This window comes from Marinospirillum sp., from assembly GCF_014859565.1.
The window spans coordinates 1-5,865 of the sequence record NZ_JACUUA010000198.1 but is presented as its reverse complement, the minus strand read 5'-3'; the positions used below and the strand labels follow the sequence as shown (position 1 = coordinate 5,865).

The window sequence follows — 5,865 nt, the reverse complement described above, 5'->3', positions numbered from 1 at the left end:
CCCTCATCACAGCCGTTTGCTGGAGTTGTTACAACAAGTCTGGCCAGAGGTAGAGTTTAAACACCGCCTGACCCGATCCGGCTGGTATCGTCCCGGTGGTGTGTGTACATCCCAAGGGGTGATGCTGGGTAAAGATCTGGAAACCTGGCTGCAAAATGCTCTGAGCAAGGTGGAGGATTTTGAACAGCTGCTGATGGATCTGGAAATCATGCAGCCCCTGGTGACCCGTTTTAACGGTGCCACACATTTTTTCACTGCCAATTATGGCTCTGCACCCGAGGCCAGCTGGCAGCTGGAGGTGGAAGAACTGCAGGAAGTGATGGATCGGCGAATGCTGAATGACCAAGCTGACCTGCCGGAAGATCTGGCCGACCTGCTGGAACCCCTGCAACCTGCTTTGATGGATGGTCAGCCACTGGGATCTCCGCGTTATCAACTGGGTCGGTTGGTTAATCTCCGAGAAGTATTAAGTGGTGCAGTCAACGCCCCGCTGCTGGAACGTTTTTTTGCCGAGTGGAGTGAAGGTCCCGGTCAGTCAACCGATTTTCATCAGCACTGGTTTTTTCAACGGCATGAATCACTCAGCCGTTATGGTGTGTCGCAGTTACGCATGCAACCCCATGCCATCAAGGCAAAAAGCTTAAACACCATGCCCTGGGATCTGAGTGAAGATGCTATGGGTCTTTCGCGTCAGCTGCGCAGTTTTGACAAGGCCGCTGGTTATACTGGAGCCTGGTACTTCTGTATGGTGTCCGGTAATCTGGTGCCACGAGAGCTGGCAGCGCGCCTGCAGGATGACTGGCTGGCCGATTATCGTTATATCTCGGATGTCCAGCAGGGCTGGATCAGAAACTGGCTGCATCAGCCGTATACCCTGTAAACATTAAATTCACACAACCAACTTCTTGCTGTCATCCCGCCACCTTAGATTTCACCTGTTCTGTTCAAATCCAAGACAGGTGAAATCCCATGAATCAGCAACATCAAACACTGCAACAGATTGATCACGGCGAAGGTGACGAGCCGCTCAGTAATCTCTCCGGTAATGAAAGTTTTCGTAATGTGCTGGATCGTCGGCTGGATCGCCGCAGTGTGCTCAAGGGCAGCTTAAATGCGGCGCTGCTGGGCTTTTTTGCAAGTGGTCTGTTGCCGGGTGTTGTACAGGCAGCGGGTTCCTCCAGGGGTGTGGAAAGTGGCCCGCAACTGATTGGATTTGATGCGGTGAAATTTTATGACGGTGATGGTGTGATGTTGCCACCCGGTTACCGCCATCAGGTTTTGTTGCCCTGGGGTGAACCCATCACCGGACGCATGCCAGCTTTTGATCCCTTGCGTAATACCGGTGCTGATCAGGCACAACAAATGGGTAGTCATCATGATGGTATGCACTTCTTCCCGATTGAAGGCAAAAGCCCCTACGAAGGCAGCTCGGATGATGGCCTACTGGTGATGAACCACGAATACGTGGAACCACGTTTTATGCATGCCTCAGCAGTGGGTCAAAAACTCAGCCGCAATGGAGTGCCACTGAAAGATGGCAAACGCTCAGCTGATGAAGTGTTAAAAGAGCTGAATGGTCATGGTGTAGCAATTGCCCGCATCCGCAAACAGCCCAATGGTGACTGGCAACTGGTGCAGGACCCACGCAATCGTCGTATCACCGGCCTGACTGAAATGCAGCTGAGTGGCCCGGTACGTGGTTCTGATCTGGTCAAAACCCGTTTCAGCCCGGATGGCACTCGTACCCGTGGCACACTGAATAACTGCGCCCACGGTGTCACTCCCTGGAATACTTATCTGGCCAGTGAAGAAAACTGGGCGGGTTATTTTATCAACACCGGTGACCAGCCGCGTGAGCACAAACGTTACGGTGTAGCCAGCAAGGATACTGGTCGTTATGCCTGGGAGCGGGCAGATAACGGTGCGGATGAGTATGTACGTTTTGATGCCAGCAACAAGGCAAGTAGCGCTACTGGTGATTATCGCAACGAACCCAACACCTTTGGCTGGATGGTCGAGATTGATCCCTTCAACCCGCAATCCACACCGGTGAAGCGCACAGCGCTGGGCCGTTTTGCCCATGAAGGGGTGATCTTCCACGCTGCGGTCGAAGGTCAGCCGATTGTCTGCTACTCCGGTGATGATGCCCGCTTTGAGTACATCTACAAGTACGTCAGCGCCCAGCCTTACCACAAGGCCACTGCAGGTGGTCATCTGCTGGATAACGGCACCCTGTATGTTGCCCGTTTTAACGATGATGGCTCCGGCGAATGGCTGCCGCTGGTGTTTGGTATGGGGCCACTGACTCCCGCCAATGGCTTTAACAGTCAGGCGGATGTACTGGTAAATACCCGCCTGGCCGCGGATACCGTGGGTGCCACCAAAATGGATCGCCCGGAATGGGGTGCAGTGAATCCGGCAACTCGTGAAGTGTATTTCACTCTGACCAACAACTCACGCCGCACACCGGAACAGGTTGACAAGGCCAACCCGCGTGCGAGCAATGACTGGGGTCAGATCATCCGTTGGAGTGAGGCAGGGGATCAGGTTGCTGGTACGCGTTTTGACTGGGATCTGTTCCTGCTGGCTGGTCCACAGGATGATTCCAATTATGCAGGTGCAGCAATGAATGAAGACCAGATATTCAACAGTCCGGATGGCCTGTGGTTTGATCGCCAGAGCCGCTTGTGGATTCAAACGGATATGAGTGAAAGCATTGTGAACACCGGCAAGTGGGCGCAGTTTGGCAATAACCAGATGCTGGCCTGTGACCCGGTTAATCAGGTGCTGAAGCGTTTTATGGTTGGCCCGATTGGGCAGGAAATCACCGGAATGTGCACAACACCGGATCAGAAAACCCTGTTTGTGAACGTACAACACCCTGGTGCCACCACCTCACCGGAGGACTTTGCCGTCGGAAAACTGGCTAGCCAGTGGCCGCATGATGGCAGCCCTTATCCGCGCTCTGGCACACTGGTCATCAGCCGCGAAGATGGACGTATCGTCGGTAGTTGATTCTTCTGTTAGTGAAAACAACTGCCCTGCCCGTGTTTTACGGGCGGGGTTTCTTTTGTTTATCGTTTAAGCGATATATTCAGCTGTATAAATCTAATAAAATGGTTTTTATTGCTGCCTTTTTATGATGCTTTGGATTATTGCACCCACGAATTGCATCTATACTAGAAAAAAACTTAAGTCAGAGGTGCAGTATGAAAAACATTGCAGTCATCGGGGGTGGCATCACTGGTATTACCACGGCTTACGCGCTGTTGAAGCGGGGTCACCGAGTGACGGTGTATGAAAGCCACCGTTATGCTGCGATGGAAACCTCCTACGCCAACGGCGGCCAACTCTCGGCCTCCAATGCTGAAGTATGGAACTCCCTCCCGACCGTGATCAAAGGTCTGAAGTGGATGTTAAAAAAAGACGCACCACTGCTGGTGAATCCCTTGCCCAGCTGGCACAAACTGAGTTGGTTCAGTGAGTTTTTTGCCGCCATCCCCCGCCATGCTGACAACACCGCAGCCACTACCCGTATGGCCATTATTGCCCGTGAACACCTGTTCAACTGGGCGCAGACAGAAGGCATTGACTTCGACTTAAAACAGCGTGGCATCCTGCACGTCTACCGTGACAAGGCCGCGTTTGAAACCGCTGGTAAGGTATCCATCTTGCTGGCAACCGGTGGGCTGGAGCGCCGGGCTGTCACCGCAGAAGAAATGCAGGCCATCGAACCCGCTTTACAAGGGCAGTTTTACGGCGGTTATTACACCGAAACAGACGCCACCGGTGATATTCACAAATACACCTTGGGATTGGCCGCAGCCTGTGAGCGCCTGGGTGGACACATCCGTTACCAACAACAGGTAGAACACCTGCTGGCTGATGAACAGGGTGTACGAATCATCAGCCGGGATGTAACCGGGCAGTCGGATGAAGCCGCTTATGATCGCGTGGTGATCTGCGCCGGAACCGCCAGCCGTGCACTGGCGGCACAAGTAGGGGATCGGATTAACATCTACCCGGTTAAGGGTTATTCCCTCACGATTGCATTAAAAGATGAAATCAGCCGCCGCGCCGCGCCGGAAGTCAGCCTGCTGGACGAAGCCAGCAAACTGGTATCCAGCAGATTAGGTGATAACCGCCTGCGAGTGGCCGGAACCGCCGAATTCAACGGCTACAACCGCGACATCCGTGCTGACCGCATCCGCCCATTGGTGGACTGGGTACAAACCTGCTTCCCGCAAGTCAGCACCGAAGACATCACCCCCTGGGCAGGGCTGCGCCCAATGATGCCCGACATGATGCCCCGTGTTATGCAAGGCAAATGCCCCAGTGTTTATTACAACACCGGCCATGGACACCTGGGATGGACACTCGCCGCCGCCACAGCGGAAATGTTGGTGGAATTAGTGGGGGAGTAGTTTGTTTAGTGTTCCAGATCTTTAGGTCTGATGACAAAATGCACACGTTTGTGCTAGTCTTGTTGTATGAAAATCTACAATTGGAACCCTGATAAAAATCAGGAGCTTATAGTTGAGCGGGGCGTTTCCTTTGAGGAAGCGGTCTTTCATATTGAGCATGGCGACTTACTGGATGATATTGCGCATCCAAATGCCTCCGATTATCCCACTCAGCGGATTTTTGTCATTTGTATTAAAGAATACGTTCATCTCGTGCCGTATGTGGAAAGCGAAGATGAAGTGTTTCTGAAAACAATTATACCCAGCAGGAAATTTACCAAGCTGTACCTTGGAGGTGGATCATGAGCAAAGGCAAGTTATCGAAAGAAGAGAAAGTTCTGCTGGATGCCGTGGAGGCTGGCGAGTTTGAATCAGTACTTACTGAAGCCCGCAAAAAGGAACTGGAGGCAATAGCCAGCAATACGTTTAAAAAAGACAAAAGGATAAATATTCGAATCTCAAACAGGGATTTAACGGCTATCCAGTCAAGAGCAACGGAAGAGGGTATTCCGTACCAAACTTTTGTGTCGAGTATCATTCACAAATACATTTCGGGTTCACTGCAGGATCTCACCGCTAACAAGCAGATGCACCCAACACAAAATACTCGCGGCTGATTTGGGTGTTTAGGCTGTAGAAGAACCACAGCCGTGAAATCTAGTGGTATCGTTTAATTTCTGAGAAGACTCATATGAGCCTGAAAAGTCACTTTGAGCTGCTGGCCGGTTACAACCAGTGGATGAATTTAAAGGTTTATGAAGCGGCGGGGCACCTGTCTGCAGACGATTTAGCTAAGGATCGTGGTGCTTTTTTTGGTTCGATTCTGGGCACTCTGAACCATATCCTTGTTGCAGATACTATCTGGCTTAAGCGCTTTGCGGCACATCCATCCTGCCCGAGTGCGCTGGATGAGGTTGTAAAGCTTCCCAGTCCGACTCGTCTGGATCAGGTGCTTTTTGATGATTTTGTTAAGCTGTCTGAACACCGCGCTTGGCTGGATTGTAAAATCATCAACTGGACAGCGGAGTTGTCTGATGATGATCTGGATTCTGTGCTCAGTTATTACAACACCAAAGGTATTGCTGGCAGTAAACGTTATTCAAGCCTGATTCTACATTTTTTTAATCATCAAACGCATCACCGCGGGCAGGTTTCCACCCTGTTGTTACAGGCCGGTGAGGATATCGGGGTGACTGATCTTCTGGTGCGGATTCCTGAAGAAATTCCTGAGTGATCTGTTGTATTTGCTGCGCCGCAGCAGTTAATCTTTGCGCCTCTCCTTCCTGATTGCAGGTTAAATCCCATGGCTGTTATTGATTATGTGCTGCTGTTGCTGGCCGTTCTGGCGTTGCTGGGTGTGGTGTTTGAAGAAATCACCCACATCAACAAGGCCAAGGTGACC

6 protein-coding genes are annotated in these 5,865 nt (G+C 51.6%); all 6 read left to right on the top strand.

What is annotated here, in order from left to right; translation table 11 throughout:
• Positions 1-880 (top strand): hypothetical protein (locus IBX50_RS16295; protein ID WP_292257353.1); only part of this gene is annotated, 880 nt, incomplete at its 5' end.
• An 89-nt stretch (positions 881-969) separates the two neighbouring features.
• Entirely contained in the window at positions 970-3,015 is a 2,046-nt protein-coding gene (locus IBX50_RS16290) for a PhoX family phosphatase (RefSeq protein ID WP_292257352.1), read from the top strand.
• A gap of 194 nt (positions 3,016-3,209) precedes the next feature.
• Positions 3,210-4,424 (top strand): D-amino acid dehydrogenase, encoded by a 1,215-nt coding sequence (locus tag IBX50_RS16285; RefSeq protein WP_292257351.1) that lies wholly within the window; start codon positions 3,210-3,212, stop codon positions 4,422-4,424.
• A 66-nt stretch (positions 4,425-4,490) separates the two neighbouring features.
• Positions 4,491-4,769 (top strand): BrnT family toxin, encoded by a 279-nt coding sequence (locus tag IBX50_RS16280; protein ID WP_292257350.1) that lies wholly within the window; start codon positions 4,491-4,493, stop codon positions 4,767-4,769.
• On the top strand, positions 4,766-5,080 hold the full coding sequence (locus tag IBX50_RS16275) for a CopG family antitoxin (protein ID WP_292257349.1): 315 nt from the start codon (positions 4,766-4,768) through the stop codon (positions 5,078-5,080). The genes IBX50_RS16280 and IBX50_RS16275 overlap by 4 nt, the downstream gene beginning before the upstream one ends.
• 74 nt (positions 5,081-5,154) lie before the next feature.
• Positions 5,155-5,697, top strand: a complete 543-nt coding sequence (locus IBX50_RS16270) for a DinB family protein (protein ID WP_292257348.1) — start codon at positions 5,155-5,157, stop codon at positions 5,695-5,697.
• The last annotated feature ends 168 nt before the right edge of the window (positions 5,698-5,865 follow it).